General features: G+C 71.4%; 16 protein-coding genes. 9 read left to right on the forward strand and 7 right to left on the reverse strand.

Translation table 11 applies throughout. The features are described 5' to 3' along the window. Positions 1 to 52 precede the first annotated feature (52 nt). Complete coding sequence (locus ACGWYJ_RS36880; RefSeq protein ID WP_395111210.1) at positions 53 to 553, forward strand: HAD domain-containing protein; 501 nt, start codon at positions 53 to 55, stop codon at positions 551 to 553. 6 nt (positions 554 to 559) lie between these two features. Here the strand turns inward: ACGWYJ_RS36880 and ACGWYJ_RS36885 are convergent, their stop codons facing one another. Further along, positions 560 to 1,213, reverse strand: a complete 654-nt coding sequence (locus tag ACGWYJ_RS36885) for a DUF1524 domain-containing protein (RefSeq protein ID WP_395111211.1) — start codon at positions 1,211 to 1,213, stop codon at positions 560 to 562. A gap of 198 nt (positions 1,214 to 1,411) precedes the next feature. Between ACGWYJ_RS36885 and ACGWYJ_RS36890 the strand changes: the two genes are divergently transcribed. Further along, positions 1,412 to 2,182: an SDR family NAD(P)-dependent oxidoreductase gene (locus ACGWYJ_RS36890; protein ID WP_395111212.1), complete on the forward strand. Its 771-nt coding sequence runs from the start codon at positions 1,412 to 1,414 to the stop codon at positions 2,180 to 2,182. A gap of 2 nt (positions 2,183 to 2,184) precedes the next feature. Here ACGWYJ_RS36890 and ACGWYJ_RS36895 read toward each other — a convergent pair whose 3' ends face one another. Both ACGWYJ_RS36895 and ACGWYJ_RS36900 read right to left on the reverse strand, forming a co-directional pair. Next, positions 2,185 to 2,820 carry an NUDIX hydrolase gene (locus ACGWYJ_RS36895; protein ID WP_395111213.1) on the reverse strand — a complete coding sequence of 212 codons (636 nt, stop codon included), beginning with the start codon at positions 2,818 to 2,820 and terminating at the stop codon, positions 2,185 to 2,187. 13 nt (positions 2,821 to 2,833) lie between these two features. After that, on the reverse strand, positions 2,834 to 3,670 hold the full coding sequence (locus tag ACGWYJ_RS36900; RefSeq protein WP_395111214.1) for a helix-turn-helix domain-containing protein: 837 nt from the start codon (positions 3,668 to 3,670) through the stop codon (positions 2,834 to 2,836). A gap of 108 nt (positions 3,671 to 3,778) precedes the next feature. Here ACGWYJ_RS36900 and ACGWYJ_RS36905 point away from each other — a divergent pair, with 108 nt between their 5' ends. Both ACGWYJ_RS36905 and gltX read left to right on the forward strand, forming a co-directional pair. Further along, complete coding sequence (locus tag ACGWYJ_RS36905) at positions 3,779 to 4,360, forward strand: TIGR03086 family metal-binding protein (protein ID WP_395111215.1); 582 nt, start codon at positions 3,779 to 3,781, stop codon at positions 4,358 to 4,360. 44 nt (positions 4,361 to 4,404) lie between these two features. Next, positions 4,405 to 5,811 carry a glutamate--tRNA ligase gene (gltX, locus tag ACGWYJ_RS36910; RefSeq protein WP_395111216.1) on the forward strand — a complete coding sequence of 469 codons (1,407 nt, stop codon included), beginning with the start codon at positions 4,405 to 4,407 and terminating at the stop codon, positions 5,809 to 5,811. Positions 5,812 to 5,841: 30 nt separating this feature from the next. Here the strand turns inward: gltX and ACGWYJ_RS36915 are convergent, their stop codons facing one another. Next, complete coding sequence (locus ACGWYJ_RS36915; RefSeq protein ID WP_395111217.1) at positions 5,842 to 6,525, reverse strand: two-component system response regulator; 684 nt, start codon at positions 6,523 to 6,525, stop codon at positions 5,842 to 5,844. 98 nt (positions 6,526 to 6,623) lie between these two features. Further along, complete coding sequence (locus ACGWYJ_RS36920) at positions 6,624 to 10,862, reverse strand: HAMP domain-containing protein (RefSeq protein WP_395111218.1); 4,239 nt, start codon at positions 10,860 to 10,862, stop codon at positions 6,624 to 6,626. Positions 10,863 to 11,168: 306 nt separating this feature from the next. Here ACGWYJ_RS36920 and ACGWYJ_RS36925 point away from each other — a divergent pair, with 306 nt between their 5' ends. The 3 genes from ACGWYJ_RS36925 (at position 11,169) to ACGWYJ_RS36935 (ending at position 14,308) form a co-directional block, all read left to right on the forward strand. Then, on the forward strand, positions 11,169 to 13,499 hold the full coding sequence (locus ACGWYJ_RS36925) for a SpoIIE family protein phosphatase (protein WP_395111219.1): 2,331 nt from the start codon (positions 11,169 to 11,171) through the stop codon (positions 13,497 to 13,499). A 31-nt stretch (positions 13,500 to 13,530) separates the two neighbouring features. After that, positions 13,531 to 13,860, forward strand: a complete 330-nt coding sequence (locus tag ACGWYJ_RS36930; RefSeq protein ID WP_395111220.1) for an STAS domain-containing protein — start codon at positions 13,531 to 13,533, stop codon at positions 13,858 to 13,860. A gap of 79 nt (positions 13,861 to 13,939) precedes the next feature. Then, entirely contained in the window at positions 13,940 to 14,308 is a 369-nt protein-coding gene (locus ACGWYJ_RS36935) for an ATP-binding protein (RefSeq protein ID WP_395111221.1), read from the forward strand. Between the two features lie 192 nt (positions 14,309 to 14,500). Here the strand turns inward: ACGWYJ_RS36935 and ACGWYJ_RS36940 are convergent, their stop codons facing one another. Next, on the reverse strand, positions 14,501 to 15,841 hold the full coding sequence (locus ACGWYJ_RS36940) for a class II 3-deoxy-7-phosphoheptulonate synthase (protein WP_395111225.1): 1,341 nt from the start codon (positions 15,839 to 15,841) through the stop codon (positions 14,501 to 14,503). 198 nt (positions 15,842 to 16,039) lie between these two features. Next, positions 16,040 to 17,146, reverse strand: coding sequence for an RNA polymerase sigma factor RpoD/SigA (locus ACGWYJ_RS36945; protein WP_395111222.1), 1,107 nt, complete (start codon positions 17,144 to 17,146; stop codon positions 16,040 to 16,042). 132 nt (positions 17,147 to 17,278) lie between these two features. Here ACGWYJ_RS36945 and trxA point away from each other — a divergent pair, with 132 nt between their 5' ends. Together trxA and ACGWYJ_RS36955 are read left to right on the forward strand one after the other, a co-directional pair. Next, positions 17,279 to 17,635 (forward strand): thioredoxin, encoded by a 357-nt coding sequence (trxA, locus tag ACGWYJ_RS36950; RefSeq protein ID WP_395111223.1) that lies wholly within the window; start codon positions 17,279 to 17,281, stop codon positions 17,633 to 17,635. Positions 17,636 to 18,066: 431 nt separating this feature from the next. Then, a complete protein-coding gene (locus tag ACGWYJ_RS36955; RefSeq protein ID WP_395111224.1) occupies positions 18,067 to 18,906 on the forward strand; it encodes a putative RNA methyltransferase in 840 nt (279 codons plus the stop codon). The last annotated feature ends 406 nt before the right edge of the window (positions 18,907 to 19,312 follow it).

Here is a 19,312-nt window from a genome sequence, read left to right on the forward strand (position 1 = left end):
TCTCTGTGGGTGATGATCGACGGGGTGGGTTGTGGGGGCGTAGTGTCCGGGTATGGGGTCCCCGCTGGTGCTGCTTGATGTTGATGGTGTGCTGAATCCCTTCGAGCGGCCGCATCGTGGCTACCGGCGGCATCGGTGTTCGCCGAACGGTGTCACCTACAAACTGTGGCTGAACTCTCGGCATGGGCGGATGCTGCTCGACCTGGCCCAGTCCGCGGGTGCGGAACTCGCCTGGGCTTCGTTCTGGTGCGACCACGCGAACACGTGGATCGCGCCCAAGGTCGGCTTGCCCCAACTGCCCTTCGTCCCGATCCCGAGTTTCCCTGGGTTGGGCGAGGGCACCACGCTGGGGGCGTGGAAGGTTCGGCATGTCGTGTCCTGGGTGGAGAGACGGCCGTTCGTCTGGTTCGAGGACGAGCCGGATGTGGTGGAGTGCCTCGCCAACGAGAGTGGGCTCGCCGACCATCTGCTGGTCTCCGTGGATCCTCAGATCGGGCTGACCGAGGAGCACATCGAGCGCGCCGGGCAGTGGCTGGCCGAGCTGAGCGCCTGACAACCCTCAGCAGGAGGCGACGAGCCGGGTCAGGACCGCCCTCTCCTCGCCGTCGACCGTCAGCCCGTAGCGGTACTTCACGTCCGTCCAGGAGCGGGCGTACATGCAGTGGAAGGCGGCGCTGGGTGGCAGCCATTTCGCGGGGTCCTTGTCGCCCTTCTCCTGGTTGACGTTGTCGGTGACCGCCCACAGCTGGGAGCTGGTGAGGTCGTTGGCGAACGCCTCGCGCCGGGCCGTGGACCAGGAGTCGGCGCCCGAGCGCCACGCCTCGGCCAGCGGGACCATGTGGTCGATGTCGACATCGGACGCCCGCCGCCAGACGGCGCCGTCGTAGGGGCTGCGCCAGGTGCCGGAGGCGGCGGCGCAGCGGCTGTCGGTCTTCACGCCGGTGCCGTCGCGTCGCAGGACGACCTCGCGGGTGTTGCAGGTGCCCCGCACCGTCCTCCAGTGCGGGAACTTCTCGCGGCTGTAGCCGGAGCCGGGTCGTTCGGGCGCGATCTTCAGCATGGACAGGTGCGCCAAGGTGGCGTGCCTTCCCGGCGGGGTGGGCGGGGCGGCGTGGGACGCGGGGGTGGTCAGGCCCGTGATCAGTGCCGTGACCAGGATGATGGTGAATATACGGTAACGGTGTAGGGGTATTTGGCGGGTACGCGTCGACATGGGCGTCCTTCGTTCCGGTGGTGCTCGACTTGAGCGGCAGGACGAGGATGTCTTCGCGCTGACCTGGGCGGATGCCGCTTTGAGCAGCGCTGACCCCGGTTGGGTACGAGGTTGGGTCGTCGTCAGGGGGTGCTTACGTAGGTGGGCGTCGGCGGGGCAGGATGGCGGGGTCACTCCCCGCGGTTTGAAGGAGCCCTGATGAGTTCGCTCGATGGACGTGTCGCCCTGGTCACCGGAGGAAGCCGTGGCATCGGCCGTGCCATCGCCCTGGGCCTGGCCGGCGACGGCGCCGACGTGGCCATCGCCTACCGGAGGGACGAGGAGAGCGCCCGCAAGACGGTCTCCGAGATCGAGGCGCTGACCCGGCCCGGTCCGGGGCCGCGCGCCTACAAGGCGTCCGTGGACGTCCTAGAGGACTGCCGGGAACTGGCGGCGCGCATCGAGGAGGACTATGGGCGCCTGGACATCCTGGTGCACAGCGCCGGGATCGCCAGCCGGGGACGTGCCGTCGCCGACACCGACCCCGCCGAGCCCGCACGGTTGCTGGGCGTCCACGCGGTCGGGCCGCACCATCTCACCCAGGCGGCGCTGCCTCTGCTGCGGCGGGCCGAGCGCAGCGACGTCATCTTCGTGTCCAGTGTGATCAGCGACTCGTACCCGCCGTTCGGCGCCCCGTACGCGATGGGCAAGGCGGCGATGGAGGCGCTGGCGCACACCCTGGCCAAGGAGGAGCGCGGCCACGGCATGCACGTGAACATCGTCGCGCCCGGACTGGTGGACACCGAGATGGGGCAGCGGCTGATCAGGGCCACGGCGGGGATCGAGAACATCCGCGACCACGACGCCGCGTCCCCCTTCGGGCATGTGTGCAGGCCCGAGGAGGTCGCCGACGTCGTCCGGTTCCTGGTGTCGGACGCCGCCTCCTATCTCACCGACCAGCGGATCGTCGTCGACGGCGGGACGTTCTGACGTCAGGTCCGCGTCCAGTCGGGTTGCAGGAACCCGGCGACCCGCGCCTGGCCCGCGTCCCGTCCCAGCAGGACGACCTCGCGGAACTGCCACAGCATCGCTCCGGTCGGCGCGTGCACGACCCAGTCGGGCCGCAGCCGCATCTGCAGCAGCCGCCCGCCTCCGATCTGCGGCACCCAGCGCGGCGTGTCGTCGGCGGCCAGCCTGCTCAGGCTGACGTGGTGGACGGAGTGGACCTCGTCGGGGCTGGGACGCGGCGTGCCCGGATTGGACGGGGCCACCACGATCGGCGTGATCGAGAACCCGGACGCGGCGGGGAAGTCGTCCAGCCTTCCCAGCACGTCCGCCGGCTCCACGCGCATGCCCAGCTCCTCGTGAAGCTCGCGCAGGGCGGCCTGCTCGGGTGTCTCGCCCTCGTCCGCCCTCCCGCCGGGCAGGCCCCACTGGCCCGCGTTGCGCCCGCGGTAGGCGCGCCTGATGAGGATCACCGAGGGCACGTCCTCGTGCTCCACCACGCACAGCACCACCCCGGCGCGCCGGGATCCGGGGGAGTCGGGGACGGTGGTGTGGGGGAAGGCGCCGAGCCGTGCGGCGGCGGCCTCCCGGAACGAGGGCAGGCTCGCGAGGGGATCCGTCATGCGACCGATCATCTCAGCCGGTGCCGCCGCGCTGGCCACGGGCATAGCGGGCGGGGGACACGCCGACGGCGGCGGTGAAGTCGCGGGTGAAATGCGCCTGGTCGGCGTAGCCCAGCTCGGCCGCCAGCGCGGCCCAGTCGAGGTCGGTCCCGGACGCGGCGCGCTCGGCGGCCTCCAGCATCCGGTAGCGCCTGATCACCCATTTGGGGCCGACGCCGACGTACTCGTGGAAGAGCCGCTGCAGGCTACGCGGGCCGATCCCCAGGTCGGCGGCGAGGTCGTCCACCCGGACCAGGGCGGGGCGCGCGGCGATCCGCTCGACGATCCGCGCGGCCTGTTCGACCCGCGGGTCCGGGACGGCGGGCAGCCGGGCGATCAGGAACGACTCCAGCAGTTCCACGGCCTTGGCGGGGTCGCGCCCGCCGAAGATCTTTTCGCACAGGATCCGCCCGTCGCGGCCGAACACCTCCTCCACGCCCAGCGTCCGGCCCGTGATCGTGGCGACGGGGGCGCCCAGGAACGGCCGGAAGCCGCCGGGCAGGAACCCCACCCCCACCACATGGCCCTCGTCGAAGATCTCCTCCACGAACTCGTCCCTGACCACGCCGGTGATCCGGGGCCGGGTGCCGCCGCCGGTCAGGTAGTGCGTGAAGGTCATGTGGACGCTGGGACGGGTCAGCACCTGCTGCCTGTGCGGCTTGCGTCCGCGCAGATCCCACACCAGCACCCAGAAGAACTCCACGTACCCGGCCAGGGCCGCGGGCGGCGCGATCCTGGTGACCCGGAAGTTCTCCCTGGCCACGCGGGCGTTCAGGATGCCGCGCGTGGACGTGGGCAGGATCCGGGACATGACCTCAGGCTAGCCATGCCGTTGTCGTGTTTTTTCAAGACCGGCGCCGCCACGGCCTCCTAGCGTGGGAAGCGCTTCGAACGGATGAGCGAGCCGGAAGGTATGATCATGGAGCAGCACAGGCTGATGGTGTCCGCCGTGGAGCGGGCGACCCGGATCGTCCGAGGGGTCCCCTCGGACCTCCTGGACGCGCCGACGCCGTGTTCCGGCTGGAACGTGCGGAGGCTGATCAACCACATGATCCTGTGGGCGGGGCCGGGCGCGACCGCCGCCCGCAAGCAGGCGCCCGCCGAGCCGGCGGACGAAGGCCGGGACTTCACCGGCGACGGCGCCTGGGCCGACCGCTACGCGGAGCGGGCCCGGGCGATGGCCGAGGCGTGGGCCGACCCGGCGGCCTGGGAGGGCACGGCCAGCCTCACCGGCGGCCCGGACGGCATGGCCGCGTCGTTCATCGGCTGGATGATGACGGGCGAGTGCGTCCTCCACGGCTGGGACCTGGCCGTCTCCACCGGCCAGGAGCCCGCCTTCCCCGGCGACCTGGTCACCGCGCTCTACGAGCAGACCGTCCCGACCGCCGAGATGGGCCGCGAGTACAAGGTGTACGCCGAGGAGGTGAAGGTGCCCGAGTCGGCGCCGGCCCTGGACCGGCTGCTGGGCCTGACCGGCCGCGACCCGTCCTGGAGGCCCTGATATCGAGGCGCGAGCGGGGGCCGCGGGGTTCTAGGCTGGACGGCATGTCTTCAACGTCTTCGATCCGCGTACGCTTCGCCCCGTCACCGACCGGGATCTTCCATGTCGGAGGGGCCCGTTCGGCCCTGTTCAACTGGGTGATGGCCAAGCAGTCGGGCGGCACGCTGGTGCTGCGGATCGAGGACACCGACGCCTCGCGCAACAGCCCCGAGTGGACCGAGGGCATCATCCGGGCCCTGGCCTGGCTGGGCATGGACGGCGGCGAGTACGAGGGCCCCTACTTCCAGTCCGCCAACGCCGACAAGCACGCCGCCGCCGCCCGCACCCTGGTCGACTCCGGCCGCGCCTACTACTGCGACTGCACCCGGGAAGACGTGGTGGCCCGCACCGGGGACCAGCACAAGGGCTACGACGGGTTCTGCCGCGACCGCGGCCTGGACCCGGGCCCGGGGCGGGCGCTGCGCTTCCGCACCCCCTACGAGGGCCAGACGACGGTGGTGGACCTGCTGCGCGGCAAGCCGGTGTTCGAGAACGCCCTCCTGGAGGACTTCGTGATCGCCCGCGCCGACGGCTCGGTGACGTTCCTGCTGGCCAACGCGGTGGACGACATGAGCCAGGGCATCACCCACGTCGTGCGGGGGGAGGAGCACCTGCCGAACGCGCCCAAGCAGCAGCTGCTGTGGGAGGCGCTGGGGTCCGAGCCGCCGGTGTGGGCGCACATCCCGGTGATCGTCAACGAGAAGCGGCAGAAGCTGTCCAAGCGCCGCGACAAGGTGGCGCTGGAGGACTACCGGGCCGAGGGCTACCTGCCCGAGGCCATGCGCAACTACCTGATGCTGCTGGGCTGGTCGCCCTCCGGCGACCGCGAGATCGTGCCCTGGGAGGTGATCGTCGAGGAGTTCCGGATCGAGGACGTCAACACCTCCCCGGCGTTCTTCGACGAGAAGAAGCTGCGCGCGTTCAACGGCGACTACATCCGGATGCTGCCGGTGGAGAAGTTCATCAGCGCCTGCCTGCCGTTCCTGGAGGACGCGCCGTTCGAGGTCGACATGGCGGTGTTCGCGCAGCTGGCGCCGCTGGCGCAGACCCGGGTCGCGCTGCTGTCGGAGATCGTGCCGATGGTCGACTTCGCGTTCCTGGACGAGCCGCCGGAGGACGAGCGGTCCTGGGCCAAGGCCATGCTCAAGGGGCCCGCCGACGAGATCCTCGCCGGAGCCGAGGACGCCTACCGCGACGCCCCCTGGCGGGCCGACGAGCTGAAGACCCGGCTGGAGCAGGTGGGCGCGGAGCACGGCCTCAAGCTCGGCAAGGCGCAGGCGCCGGTCCGCGTGGCCGTCACGGGACGCACCGTGGGCCTTCCGCTGTTCGAGTCGCTGGAGATCCTGGGCCGGGAGCGCACCCTGGCCCGCATCGCCGCCGCCCGCGCCAGGCTCGCGTCGGCCACCGGCTGAGCCGGCGCCAGGGCCCGTCAGGGGCCGGGGTCAGGGGGCCGTGCCGCCGGGGCGGCCGACGGTGTCGCGCAGGTCGGCGACCCGGCGGTCCAGCTCCTCGAAGTCCTCGCGCAGCGCCTGGGGGATCCGCTTGGCCACGTCCTCCAGCTGCTCCTCCACGGCCGTCAGGCGCCGGTCCAGCTCCGCGGCGGCGCGCGCCTCCCCCTCCGGGACGGTGCCGGGCTCACGCCCGGGGTCGGTGGACGGGCGCGCCTGGAGCAGCGCGGCCTGCTCGCGCAGCAGCGCCGCCTGCTCGCGGAGCAGGGCGGTCTGGTCGCGAAGCTGCTTGTTCTTGTTGTGCAACTCCACGAACACCGACACCTTGGCCCGCAGCACCCACGGGTCGAACGGCTTGGAGATGAAGTCGACCGCGCCCGCCGCGTACCCGCGGAAGGCGTAGTCGGGGTCGGAGTTCACCGCGGTCAGGAAGATGATCGGCAGATCGCGGGTCTTGCGGCGGCGCTTGATGTCGCGGGCGGTCTCGAACCCGTCCATCCCCGGCATCACCACGTCCAGCAGGATCACCGCGTACTCGTCGGTGAGCAGCGCCTTGAGCGCCTCCTCACCGGACCGGGCGCGGACCAGATCCTGGTCGAGCGAGCTGAGGATGGCCTCGAGCGCGATCAGGTTCTCCTCGCGGTCGTCCACGAGCAGGATCTTCGCCTTGTCGTCCACGCGTGCCCTTCTCCGATTCCCTGTCCCCGAGTCCTGCCCCGCCCGGCCGTTCCCCCGATCCCTCCCGTCCCGCCCGTCCGGCGTGCCGCGGCCCCGGCCTACCGGACGACCGACGGCTGCAACCAGTTGCGCATGACGTCCAGCAGATGATCCACGTCCACGGGCTTGGGCACGTAGTCCGACGCGCCGGACGCCAGGCTCTTCTCCCGGTCGCCCTTCATCACCTTCGCCGTGATCACGATGATCGGCAGCTCGGCGAACTGCGGCATCTCGCGGATCGCGGCGGTGGTGGCGTAGCCGTCCAGGCCCGGCATCATCACGTCCATCAGCACCAGCGCCACGTCCGGGTTGCGGTGCAGCAGCTCGATGCCGGCGTGCCCGTCCTCGGCGTACAGGACCTCCATGCCGTAGCCCTCCAGCACGCTGGTGAGGGCGAACACGTTCCGGACGTCGTCGTCGACGATCAGCACCTTGCGTCCCGACAGGACGGTGTCCAGGAACCCGGTGGGCGGCTCGTCCAGCAGGCCGGTCAGCGCCGGCTCCTCCTCGCCGGGCCGCTCGGCGGGCGCGGGCTGGTCGGACGGCATGACCGGCTCCATCGGCGGCGTGGCCGCCGGGCCCGGGTCGGTCGGGCTGGGCGTCACCGAGGCCGGCACCGGCTCGTCCGGCAGCACCGAGCGGCGCCGCCCGTCCGGCTCGGTGTACTGGGCGGGCAGGTACAGGGTGAACACGCTGCCGTGCCCCGGCTCGCTTTCGGCGTGGATCTCCCCGCCCAGCAGCCGCGCGATGTTGCGGCTGATCGACAGGCCCAGCCCGGTGCCGCCGTAGCGGCGGCTGGTGGTCCCGTCGGCCTGCTGGAACGCCTCGAAGATCACCTGCAGCTTGTCGGCGCTGATCCCGATCCCGGTGTCGATCACCCGGAACGCGATCACGTCCGGGGTGTTCCACAGCGCGGGCAGGGTGAAGCTGATGTCCCCGGCCCGCTCGATCCGCAGCCGCACGTCGCCCTCGGCGGTGAACTTGACCGCGTTGGACAGCAGGTTCCGCAGCACCTGCTGGAGCCGCTGCTCGTCGGTGTACAGCAGTCCCGGCACCTCGGGGGAGACCTCCACCGCGAAGTTCAGGCCCTTGTCGGTGGCCAGCGGCCGGAACGTGGCGTCGACGTAGTCGACCAGCCCGGAGACCGCCAGCCGCTGCGGGTGCAGCTCCATCTTCCCGGCCTCCACCTTGGCCAGGTCCAGGATGTCGTTGATCAGCTCCAGCAGGTCGGTGCCGGAGTCGTGGATGGTCTGCGCGAACTCCACCTGCTTGTCGGTGAGGTTGCCGCCCGGGTTCTCCGACAGCAGCTTGGCCAGCACCAGCAGGCTGTTGAGCGGGGTGCGCAGCTCGTGCGACATGTTGGCCAGGAACTCGCTCTTGTACCGGGACGAGATCGCGAGCTGCTCGGCGCGCTCCTCCAGGGTGCGGCGGGCCTGCTCGATCTGGAAGTTCTGGATCTCGATCGCCCGGTTCTGCTGGGCCAGCAGCGCCGCCTTCTCCTCCAGCTCGGTGTTGGAGTTGCGCAGCTCGCCCTGCTGCCGCTGCAACTCGTCCGAGCGCTCCTGAAGCTCCTGCGCCAGCCGCTGCGACTCGGCCAGCAGCGCCTCGGTGCGGGTGTTGGCGCTGATCGCGTTCAGCGTGACCCCGATCGTCTCGATGAGCTGCCGGAAGAAGGCCAGGTGGACGTCGGTGAACCGGCTGAAGGAGGCCAGCTCGATCGCGCCCAGCACCGAGTCCTCGAACGTGATCGGCATCACGATGATGTTGACCGGGCTCGCCTTGCCGAGACCCGAGCCGATCTTGACATAGTCGGCCGGGGCGTCGGCGATCAGGAGCGTGCGGTGCTCGGCCGCGGCCTGCCCCACCAGGCCCTCGCCCAGCGTGAACCGGACCTTGCCGACCTTGTTCTTGGCCACCCCGTACCCGGCGATGAGCACCAGCTCGGTCTCCTCGCCGGAGTGCTCGGCCAGGTAGAACCCGCCGTACTGGGCGTTGGCCGTGGGCGTCAGCTCGCTCATGATCAGCTCGGCCACCTGCATCAGGTCGCGGTGGCCCTGCATGAGCCCGCCGATCCTGGCCAGATTGGTCTTGAGCCAGTCCTGCTCCTCGTTGGCGCGGGTGGTCTCGCGGAGCGTGGCGACCATCAGGTTGACGTTGTCCTTCAGCTCCGCCACCTCGCCGCGCGCGCTCACGGTGATGTTGCGGCTCAGGTCGCCGGTGGCGACCGCGCTGGCCACCTCGCCGATCGCGCGGACCTGGGTGGTCAGGTTCCCGGCCAGCTCGTTGACGCTCTCGGTCAGCCGCTTCCAGGTGCCCGACACGCCCTCGACCTCGGCCTGGCCGCCCAGCCGCCCCTCGATGCCCACCTCGCGGGCCACCCTTGTCACCTCGGAGGCGAACGAGGACAGCGTGTCCACCATCGTGTTCAGCGTGGTCTTCAGCTCCAGGATCTCGCCCTGCGCGTCCACGTCGATGCGGCGGGTCAGGTCGCCGTGCGCGACCGCCGTCGCCACCTGCGCGATGTTGCGGACCTGGTAGGTCAGGTTGGACGCCATCCCGTTGACGTTGTCGGTCAGGTCCTTCCACATGCCGCCCGCGCCGGGCACGATCGCCTGGCCGCCCAGCCGGCCCTCCGTCCCGACCTCGCGTGCGACGCGGGTCACCTCGTCGGCGAACGCGGAGAGGGTGTCGACCATCGTGTTGATGGTGTCCTTGAGCTGGAGGATCTCGCCCTGCGCGTCGACGCTGATCTTCTTGGTCAGGTCGCCCTGCGCGACGGCCGTGGTCACCTGCGCGATCCCGCGGACCTGCGTGGTCAGGTTGTTCGCCATCGAGTTGACGTTGTCGGTGAGGTCCTTCCAGACCCCCGACACGCCGTGCACCTTCGCCTGGCCGCCCAGCCGTCCCTCCGCGCCCACCTCGCGTGCGACGCGGGTCACCTCGTTCGCGAACGCGGAGAGGGTGTCGACCATCGTGTTGATGGTGTCCTTGAGCTGGAGGATCTCGCCCTGCGCGTCAACGGTGATCTTCTTGGTCAGGTCGCCCTGCGCGACGGCCGTGGTCACTTGGGCGATGTTGCGGACCTGGTAGGTCAGGTTGGACGCCATCCCGTTGACGTTGTTGGTCAGGTCCTTCCAGACCCCGCTCACGCCCGGCACCCGGGCCTGCCCGCCCAGCCGTCCCTCGGTGCCGACCTCGCGGGCCACCCGGGTCACCTCGTCGGCGAACGCCGACAGCGTCTCCACCATCTGGTTCACGGTCAGCTTCAGCTGGAGGATCTCGCCCTGCGCGTCCACCGTGATCTTCTTGCCCAGGTCGCCCTCGGCCACCGCCGTGGTGACCTGCGCGATGTTGCGGACCTGGTAGGTCAGGTTGTTGGCCATCGCGTTGACGTTGTCGGTCAGGTCCTTCCAGACCCCGCTCACGCCCCGCACGTTGGCCTGGCCGCCCAGCTGCCCCTCGGTGCCGACCTCGCGGGCCACCCGGGTCACCTCGTCGGCGAACGCCGACAGCTGGTCGACCATCGTGTTCACGGTGAGCTTCAGCTCCTGCAGCTCACCGGTCGCCTCGACCGTCACCTTGCGGGTCAGGTCCCCGCGCGCCACCGCCGTGGTCACCTCGGCGATGTCGCGGACCTGGTCGGTCAGCCGCCCCGCCATCGCGTTCACCGCGGCCGTCACGTCCCGCCACCGGCCGGTCATGCCGCGCCCGGACGCCTGCCCGCCCAGCCGTCCCTCGGTGCCGACCTCCCGGGCGAACTGGGTGACCTCCCAGGTGAACTTGTCCAGCAGATCCACCATGGAGTTGACCGACTTGGCCATCCGCAGCAGCTCGCCGCGCATAGGACGGCCCCCCACCCGCAGCTCCACCCGCTGGTTCAGGTCGCCCTTCGCCACCGCCTCCACCACCTGGTACATGCCGGTGGCCAGATCGGAGAGCTTGTCGACGATCGCGTTCGCGTCCTCCACCGCCAGCGCCCAGCTGCCCTTGAGCGTCCCGGGCGCGATCCGGCCCCGCAGCTGCCCCTCACGGCCGATCTCCCGCCGCACCCGGGACAGCCCGGACGTCAGCTGCTCGCCGTTGTCGCGGATCTCCTCCAGCAGGGCGGCCGCCTCGGCCACCGCCCCCTCCCCGGGGACGTCGACCTCCGCCTGGATCTTGCCGTCCCGCACCGCCGCGAGCGCTTTCAGCAGCGGCGCCAGGTCGGCGTCGCTGTAGCGGGGCGTGGTGTCACGGAAAGAGCCTGCGTTGGCCCGCGACCCGGAATGGGCGCGCGTGCCGGACGCGGTTCGGGGCATGGTGTCGACCTCCTGGCCCGCGAATATGGGTATACGGGGATCACCGATACCTGGTCCGGTGCCGTGCCTGTGCCGTCTCTGTACTCTACGTCGCCGGGCGGTCCTGGACCGGCCGCGCCGGTACGCCTGAACCTCCGGGCGCGGGCTTGTAGTGTGCGTGTTACGGTCTGTCGTGCTTACCGCACGGTAGTGCCTTTCCGGTGGAAGAGGGCACCGCCTTTCCGGCTTTCCGGTGGAACGGCGTTCCCGGCCGGCCACCGGTCTGTCACGATAGCCGGACCCGGGCCCCCGCCGGGCCGGCAGGCGATGACCGCGAGAGCGAAGGACGAGCAGTTGAAACGGCAGGCGGTCTCGGCCACCTTCCCGTCCGCGGCGACCTCGGTGGCGGACGCGCGCCGGTTCGTCCGGCGCGTGCTGGCCGAATGGGGCATGGAGGAGGCCGCCGACGACGCCGTCCTGGCCACCAGCGAGCTCGCCACCAACGCCGTCACCTACGCGGGCACGTCCTTCGAGGTCGCCTGCCGGCTGACCGACGAGGGCGACATCCAGGTCGAGGTCCGCGACCTGCACCCCACCCGCGCCATCGCCATGCCCGGGATGAACGCCTCCAGCGGGCGGGGCCTGCCCTCCATCGCCCGGCTGGCCGCGTCCTGGGGCGTCACCTACGACCGCCGCGCCAAGGGCGTCTGGTTCCGGCTGCCCAATCCCGGCTCCTCCAACGGCACCGCCCCGCCGCGGGTGTCGTCGGAGGACCCTGGCCTGATCAACGGCGGCCCCGTCACCGCCGAAGCCGCGCCCGGCCGGCCCCGGGCGGGCGACCGCGCCCGTCCCGGCGCCGACGAGCGCGCCCCCGCCTCCAGGAGCCCCCGCGCCGCCGGACGGACCGGGCAGCCGGGACGGCACGGCGACGGCGCGGCCCGCGTCCACGACGAGCCGGAGGTCGCCTCCGGGCTGCCCGCCGGAGGCGACCGCATGCTCCGGTCGCCCGCCGCCCGCGACTCCCTCGAGAGCGCCGTCACCACCGTCCGGGACGTCCTGGACGCCGACGCCGCCGCCGTCCTGCTCACCGAACGCGACGGGCGGCTCGTCCTGGGCGCCGCCACCGGCCTCCCCGGCGACGTCCCCCTCGGCGAGCTGTCGGTGGTCAACCTCGGCCCGGACGCCCGCGCCGGCGAGCCCTGGGTGTCCTCCGACGCCTCCGACCCCATCGCCGCCGCCCTGCGCGCCCGCTCCCTGGCCGCCGCGCCCCTGGAAGCCCAGGGCCGCCTCACCGGCGTCGTCGTCGCGCTGTCCTCCGCCCCCGGCCGCTTCGAGGAGACCGCCGCCGCCCGCCTGGGCCGCATCGCCGACGAGATGTCGCTGTCCCTGGAAAAGGCCAGGGTGGGGGAACTGGAACGGTCCTGGCGCGGCTGGCTCAGCTTCGTCGCCGAGGCCAGCGACCTGCTCGCCGGAACCCTCGACCAGGAGCGCACCATGGCCCTGGTCGCCCAGCTCGTCGTGCCCCGCCTGTCCACCTGGTGCGCCGTCTACACCACCGCCGAGACCGGCGCCGCCCGCCTCGCCTACGTCTGGCACGCCGACGAGACCCGCGCCGACGGCCTGCGCGAACTCCTCGAACACGCCGACCCCGGCCCGTCCATGGACTCCCCGGGCCCCTGGCACGGCCTCGCCGGCGCCCCCCAGGACGTCCGGGCCGCCGCCGGGCCCACCGCCGCCGACCAGGCGTTCGCCTTCCCGCTGATCGCCCGCGGCCGCCGCATCGGCACCATCGTCATCGGCCGCCCGCCCGGCGACCGCTTCCCCCGCAGCGCCATCGAACTGGCCGAGGAGCTCAGCCGCCGCGCCGCCCTCGCCGTCGACAACGCCCGCCTGTACTCCGAGCAGACCGCGATGAGCAGCGCCCTCCAGCGCAGCCTCCTCCCGCCCGCCATCCCCGAGATCCCCGGCCTGGAGGTCGCCGTCGTCTACGAACCCGCCGGGGAGGGCAGCGAGGTCGGCGGCGACTTCTACGACGTGTTCGAGACCACCGGCGCCTCCGGCCCGGCCTCCGCCGCGTCCCGCTGGCGGTTCGCCATCGGCGACGTGTGCGGCACCGGGCCGGAGGCCGCCGCCGTCACCGGCCTCGCCCGGCACGCCCTGCGCATCCTGGCCGCCGAGAACCTGTCCGTCCCCGACGTCCTCGGCCGCCTCAACCGGCTCATCCTCGCCGAAGGCGAACGCGGCCGCCTGCTCACCCTCCTGCACGGCGAGATCGCCCCCCGGTCCCGGCGGGACGGCGTCTCCATCAGGCTCACCAGCGCCGGGCACCCGCCGCCGCTGATCCTGAACCCCGACGGCAAGGTCACCGAGGCCGCGTCCCCCCAGCCCCTGCTGGGCGTGTTCGACGGCGTCGACTTCCGCACCGAGACCGTCCAGCTCCGCCGCGGGCAAGTGCTCCTGTGCGTCACCGACGGCGTCACCGAACGCCGCTCCGGCGCCCGGCTGCTCGGCGACGGGCACGGGCTGGAACGGCTCCTCGCCGGATGCACCGGCCTCAGCGCCGGCGCCGTCGCCGCCCGCATCCAGCGCGCCGTCCGCGACTTCGGCCCCGAGCCCTCCGGCGACGACGTTGCCCTCATCGTTCTCCGGGCGTCATGATGGAGTCCGGCAATCGGTAAGGTGGGGTGGCGTGGGGCTTGCCTTGCACACGACACGACAGGACGGCCGCGCGACGATCGCCGCGCGCGGCTCGATCGACCTGCACTCCTCCGAGGAACTGCGGGCGCGGCTCACCGAGCTGGTCGACTCCGGCGAGCGCGAAGTGGTGGTCGACCTGACCGCCGTCGACTTCTGCGACTCCTCCGGCCTCAACGTCCTGGTCCGCGCCTACAAGCACGCCCGCGCCCAGAACGCCATCCTCACCGTGACCGGCGCCTACGGCCGGGTCGAGAACGTGCTGCGGACCACAGGACTCGACCGCTTCCTCATCAGCGGCGCCGCGGGAGAAGGAGTCGGCTGATGCGCCGGGCACGGCCCCCGCAGGACGTGCCCACGCCTTCCGAGGACGAGCGGCGGGCCGGGCACGGGACCACCCCACGATGACCGAGACCACACTGCGCGCCGCCCCCCAGACCGAGGCCGTCGAATACGCCCGCCGCCTCGCCGCACGCACCATGCGCACCTGGGCGCTGATGGAACGCGAAGAACTCGTCACCGCCATCGTCGCCGAACTCGTCGCCAACGCCGTCCTCCACGCCGGCACCGCCCTCGAACTCCGCCTCCTCCGCAGCCCCGGCCGCGTCCGCGTCGAAGTCCGCGACCGCGCCGCCCAGATGCCCCGCCTCACCGTCCCCGGCCCCCTCGACGAATCCCACCGCGGCCTGTTCATCGTCGACCGCTTCGCCAACGACTGGGGCGCCGACCCCGTCACAGGCGGCAAGGTCGTCTGGGCTGAGGTTGCCGTGTAAGCGCAAGCCGCGCTCCTCGCCTGGCGGCTCGTCGCTTGCTGCGCTTACGTGCGATCGCTGCATCGCTCCGACTCGCCTTGGCGGCTCGCTTCGCGATCAGATTCTCGCTTCGCTCGAATCTGCCTTCGGACGCGATCACAGCGCTTGGGCGCCGTTCGGGGCCGGGGTGGTGGCTGAGGTCGTCGTGGAGTGTCAGACGGCCTTGCGGTAGAGCTCGGCGACCATGAAGGCCAGGTCCAGGGACTGGCTGCGGTTGAGGCGGGGGTCGCAGGCCGTCTCGTAGCGCCGGTGCAGGTCGTCCTCGTCGATCGGGTGGCCGCCGCCGACGCACTCGGTCACGTCGTCGCCGGTGAACTCGATGTGGATGCCGCCCGGGTGGGTGCCCAGCGCCCTGTGGACCTCGAAGAAGCCGGTGACCTCGTCCAGTACGTCGTCGAACCGGCGGGTCTTGTGACCGCCCCTCGCCTCGAACGTGTTGCCGTGCATGGGATCGCAGATCCACGCCACACGGGCGCCGCTGCGCTCCACCTTCTCGATCAGCGGGGGAAGCACGTCCCTGATCTTGCCGGCGCCCATGCGGGTGATGAACGTCAGCCGTCCCGGCTCCCGCTCCGGGTCCAGCCGGTCGATCAGCGCCAGCGCGTCGTCGGCGGTGGACGTGGGGCCCAGCTTCACCGCGATCGGGTTCCGGATGTGCCGCATGAACTCCACGTGCGCCCCGTCCAGCTGGCGGGTGCGCTCGCCGATCCACACCAGGTGGGCCGACACGTCGTAGGGGAGGCCGCTCAGGTGGTCGATCCTGGTCAGCGCCCGCTCGTACTCCAGCAGCAGCGCCTCGTGGCTGGAGTAGAACTCCACGGTGTGGAACTCGTCCGGATCGGCGCCGCACGCCTTCATGAACGTCAGCGCCCGGTCGATCTCACCGGCCAGCCGCTCGTACCGCTTGCCCGCGGGGCTGCCCGCCACGAAGTCCTGGTTCCAGGCGTGCACCTGCCGCAGGTCCGCGTACCCGCCCTTGGTGAACGCCCGGCACAGGTTCAGCGTGACCGCCGAGCAGTGGTAGGCCCTCAGCAGCCGCCACGGGTCGTTGCGGCGCGCCTCGGGAGTGAAGTCGAACCCGTTGACCGCGTCCCCCCGGTAGGCGGGAAGCTCCAGCCCGTCCCGGACCTCGGACGGCTTCGACCGCGGCTTGGCGAACTGCCCCGCCATCCGGCCAATCTTGACGACCGGCACGCTCGCGGCGTAGGTCAGCACCACCGCCATCTGCAGAAGCGTCTTCAGCTTGTTCTTGACGGCGTCGGCGTTGGACCCCTCGAAGGTCTCCGCACAGTCCCCGCCCTGGAGGACGAACGCCTCACCCCTGGCGACCTCCGCGAGACGCTGCTTGAGCTGGTCGCACTCCCCGGCGAACACCAGCGGCGGCTGCTTGGACAGCTCCCGCGCGACCGCCCGGACCTCCCCGGGATCCTCCCATTCGGGCTGCTGCTGGGCGGGGAGGGCGCGCCACGCGTCCAGATCCCCCGAGAAGTTCATGGCCATGTCGAGATCCAACCTGACTACCGATCTACCTGGACGGGCGATGCCAGGTGGATGGTACGCGGTGGACGCGAAAGGACGGGACGGCGACCCGCCATACGCGGTGGCGGAACCGTCCCGTCCGCTACGTCGTGGTCGGCCATGGAGATCGGGTCGGGCAGCCTGCGGGGGTGCGCCGGGACGGTAGGGCCTGGGTCAAGCGGCCTTTGAAGGCGAGGCCGCGCGGACCGGATTACGGGAACGCCTGGGCTCGTGGTCCAGGCCCATGCCGGTCCTGGGGCCGGCGCCCGCGGCCGGACGCCGAGCGGCGGTGTCCGCCCCGGCGCGTGCGCCCGCAGGGCCACCCGCGCCCGCGAGCGCCCGGCGCCCGCTGAAGTCCGCCTCGGTCGCCAACTGACGCAGCCGCCGCAGCGACCGGTCGGTGATCTGCCGCACGCGGTTGTGGCTCAGCCCGTACTGGGCGCCGATCTGCGCGTACGACTGCGGCTGCCCGCTGTCCATGCCGAACCGGGCCCGCAGGATCGCCTCCTCGCGCTCCGGAAGGCGCTCCAGCAGCCGTGCCAGGCCCTCCAGGTCGTCCAGAGCCATGATCTCCGCCTCGGGGGTCACGCCCTCCGGGTCCTCGAGCAGGTCGCCCATCGGGGTCTCCCCGGCGTCGTCCACCGTCGCGTCCAGGCTGGCGGGATCGCGGCGCCAGCGCAGCAGCTCGTCCACATGCTCCACGTCGGCGCCCACGGCGATCGCCAGCTCCTCGCGGGACGGCTCGCGGCCCAGCTCCCGCCCGAGCTGCCGCTCGGCACGGCGCAGCCGCGACAGCTCCTCCTCCACGTGCACCGGCAGCCGGATCGTCCGGGCGGTGTGGCTCAGCCCACGCCCGATCGCCTGCCGGATCCACCAGGTGGCGTACGTGGAGAACTTGTAGCCACGGCGGTAGTCGAACTTCTCGACCGCCCGCATGAGGCCCAGATTCCCCTCCTGGATGAGGTCGATCAACGGCAGCGAGTCGGTCGGGTACTTGCGTGCTATGGAAACGACGAGCCTCAGGTTGGCCTCGACGAACCTCCTCTTGGCGCGCAACCCGGCCTCGACGAGCTCCTCCAGCTCGTCGACGGTCGCGCCCTCGGGAAGCGCTCCCTGTTCCAGGAGCTGTTCGGCGTACAGGCCCCCCTCGATCGCCTTCGCCAGATCGACCTCCTCCACCGCGTCCAGCAGCGGGGTACGGCCGATCCGGTCCAGGTACGCCCCGACGAGATCCTTGTCGGGGGCGTCGACCCTGTCGCCCTTGGTACGGGTTGCAGCCATCCTGACCCTTCTCCGATGCGATCTCCGTAGAGGCACAACGCCCAATTACCCGCTGGGATTCCCGGGCAGGGAATACCCCGGGCCCGCTGACCGCTCTACCCGACCTGATACCCCAGGTGAAGAGAGGACGACATGGCAACGGTCACACTGACCGAAGAGAACTTCGACGAGGTGGCCCAGGGCGACGGGATCGTCCTGGTCGACTTCTGGGCGGAATGGTGCGGGCCTTGCCGTATGTTCGCCCCCATCTTCGAGAAGGCTTCGGGCTCGCACCCCGACATCGTCTTCGGCAAGGTCGACACGGAGGCCGAGCCCGGACTGTCGGAGCGCTTCGGCATCGCGTCCATTCCGACGCTCATGGCGATCCGCGACGGCGTCATCGTGTTCGCCGAGCCGGGCGCGCTGCCCGACGCCGTCCTGGAGAACGTGATCGAGCAGGTCCGCGGCCTGGACATGGAGGACGTCCGCCGACGCCTCTCGTCTTCCTGACCCCGCCGGCTCTCCGCCCCCGTCTTGCGAGGCGTACCGGTACGCGCCGCGACCGGGAGCGGGTCCGGGGTGGTGCCGGGCGCCGATCCGGCACGACCATGGCACAGGCAAAGGGGGCGGCCGTTAGGCGGTTTGACATGACCGGTTACGGCCGCCCTGACCCGGGAGGACTACGTCGAGAACGGCCGCCGGGACGGCATGAAGGCCCGCCACCGCCGCGTGATGACCCTGCCGGACGAGGCCGACCGACTGACCACGCGTTACGACAACGGCGTCCTGGAGGTGGCGATCAACCTCCCGGGAGCGGGCAGGGGCCCCACACCGCTGCACCGGTAAGCCCGTCCCGTCGGCGTCCCCTGCCTGAAGAGACCCCTGAGCGACGTGGCTTGGGGTTGGGCGCAGGCATCCTTGGCATCCCTCAAGATGGACGGATGCTCGCCGACGTCGTCCAACACCTCATGTGCCCCATCTGCGGGAGGCCCCTCGCGCTGGAGACGAACGCTCTGCGTTGCCCTGCGGCGCATTCGTTCGACATAGCGCGGCAGGGCTACGCAAACCTGCTGTCCGGGAACGCACGTCCAGGCACTGCCGACACGCCGGAGATGGTGAAGGCCCGGGACGCCTTCCTGGGCGCGGGACATTTCGACCCCCTGACGCGTCTACTGGGCGAGCGCGCAACGGACGGGTTGCAGCACGGCGCCGTCGTGCTGGACGCGGGCGCCGGGACCGGGCACTACCTGCGGGCTGTCCTTGACAGCACACCCGGTACAGTCGGGCTCGCCCTGGATATCTCTAAGCACGCCGCTCGGCGAGCTGCACGCGCACATCCACGCATAGGCGCCGTCGTCGCCGACGTGTGGCGCCCCCTTCCCATGCGGGATGCGGCCATGGACGCCATCATCAACGTCTTCGCGCCACGCAACCCGCCCGAGTTCCAACGGGTCCTCAAACCGGGTGGGGCGCTGTATGCCGTCACCCCCTCAAGCCAGCACCTGGGCCCGTTGGTGCGCACGCTGGGACTGCTGTCGGTCGACGACCGGAAAGACGAGCGCATCGATGCCGCGCTGGCGGGACACTTCGTCCTAGAGGTGCGGGAGAACCTGAAGGTCGAGGCGCGGATGAGCCGTGGAGAGGTGGCCACGCTGGTGGGCATGGGGCCGAGCGCCCATCACGTGTCCGCGGTAGACCTGGCCAAGCACCTCGCGGCCCTGCCCGAGCCGGTCACGGTGCCGTTGTCGTTCGTACTGTCCACGTACCGCCGCATCGACTGACGTCCTCAGCGCCCCACGGCGTGCAGCAGGACGCCGTGGGGGCGCGGAATACCCGTTGACCGCCAAGCGTTGACGGCAGGTGCCCGCGAGGCAAGGCCGGTCCGCCGATTTGACGTTGCATCGGCAACCACCTACTGTCTCGTCTGCCCCAAGGGGATGCGGGACGCCGGAAGGCGGACGGCCCCGAGGAAGCAACCAGAAATCGGTTCGAGCCCTCCACGGGCTGATGTACGATGGACTGGTTCGCCCGAACGGGATGCAGGACGCCGCGAGGTGGCCGGCCCGATGGGCACTCCCAGCTGATCGACGAAGGCGGCCTTCGGGCGCGCCGAGTCCGGTCTGCGGGAATTCCAGGCGACTTCGCCCGTCGATCGATCCTTACGATCGGTTTGACAGCCGAGGAACA

The sequence above is a fragment of the Actinomadura sp. SCN-SB genome (assembly GCF_043906805.1).
Classification (GTDB): domain Bacteria; phylum Actinomycetota; class Actinomycetes; order Streptosporangiales; family Streptosporangiaceae; genus Spirillospora.

Excerpts from the sequence above, each read along its gene's own strand:
- ACGWYJ_RS36880 (WP_395111210.1), top strand. The coding sequence starts at position 53 with ATGGGGTCCCCGCTGGTGCTGCTTGATGTTGATGGTGTGCTGAATCCC.
- ACGWYJ_RS36885 (WP_395111211.1), bottom strand. The coding sequence starts at position 1,213 with ATGTCGACGCGTACCCGCCAAATACCCCTACACCGTTACCGTATATTC.
- ACGWYJ_RS36890 (WP_395111212.1), top strand. The coding sequence starts at position 1,412 with ATGAGTTCGCTCGATGGACGTGTCGCCCTGGTCACCGGAGGAAGCCGT.
- ACGWYJ_RS36895 (WP_395111213.1), bottom strand. The coding sequence starts at position 2,820 with ATGACGGATCCCCTCGCGAGCCTGCCCTCGTTCCGGGAGGCCGCCGCC.
- ACGWYJ_RS36900 (WP_395111214.1), bottom strand. The coding sequence starts at position 3,670 with ATGTCCCGGATCCTGCCCACGTCCACGCGCGGCATCCTGAACGCCCGC.
- ACGWYJ_RS36905 (WP_395111215.1), top strand. The coding sequence starts at position 3,779 with ATGGAGCAGCACAGGCTGATGGTGTCCGCCGTGGAGCGGGCGACCCGG.
- gltX (WP_395111216.1), top strand. The coding sequence starts at position 4,405 with ATGTCTTCAACGTCTTCGATCCGCGTACGCTTCGCCCCGTCACCGACC.
- ACGWYJ_RS36920 (WP_395111218.1), bottom strand. The coding sequence starts at position 10,862 with ATGCCCCGAACCGCGTCCGGCACGCGCGCCCATTCCGGGTCGCGGGCC.
- ACGWYJ_RS36925 (WP_395111219.1), top strand. The coding sequence starts at position 11,169 with ATGACCGCGAGAGCGAAGGACGAGCAGTTGAAACGGCAGGCGGTCTCG.
- ACGWYJ_RS36935 (WP_395111221.1), top strand. The coding sequence starts at position 13,940 with ATGACCGAGACCACACTGCGCGCCGCCCCCCAGACCGAGGCCGTCGAA.
- ACGWYJ_RS36940 (WP_395111225.1), bottom strand. The coding sequence starts at position 15,841 with ATGAACTTCTCGGGGGATCTGGACGCGTGGCGCGCCCTCCCCGCCCAG.
- ACGWYJ_RS36945 (WP_395111222.1), bottom strand. The coding sequence starts at position 17,146 with ATGGCTGCAACCCGTACCAAGGGCGACAGGGTCGACGCCCCCGACAAG.
- trxA (WP_395111223.1), top strand. The coding sequence starts at position 17,279 with ATGGCAACGGTCACACTGACCGAAGAGAACTTCGACGAGGTGGCCCAG.
- ACGWYJ_RS36955 (WP_395111224.1), top strand. The coding sequence starts at position 18,067 with ATGCTCGCCGACGTCGTCCAACACCTCATGTGCCCCATCTGCGGGAGG.